1 protein-coding gene is annotated in these 260 nt (G+C 71.9%); it reads left to right on the forward strand.

Annotated features, from left to right (window positions below; genetic code table 11):
• The coding region (locus CUZ56_RS15175; RefSeq protein ID WP_204250958.1) for a GNAT family N-acetyltransferase at nt 1-260 on the forward strand (260 nt) is incomplete at both ends.

The raw sequence follows: 260 nt of genomic DNA on the forward strand, positions 1-260 counted from the left end.
GAGCTGGGGTTCAAGACCACCGGCCGGGCCGAGATGGTGCGCGGTCGTTTCCTCCCCGACGGGCGGGAGCCCGCGGTCGCCACCCGCCCGGCCACGGCGGAGGACCTCACCGCGATCCTCCGGCTCGACGAGGAGGTGTTCGGCACCGACCGCACCCACGTCATCACACGGCTGCCCGCGTTCGCCGATCAGCTCCGGGTCGCCGAGGAAGGCGGGGAGATCATCGGATACGCCGCTGCCTGGCCCAACATGGACACCCA

Source organism: Saezia sanguinis, from assembly GCF_003991585.1.
Classification (GTDB): Bacteria; Pseudomonadota; Gammaproteobacteria; order Burkholderiales; family Burkholderiaceae_C; genus Saezia; species Saezia sanguinis.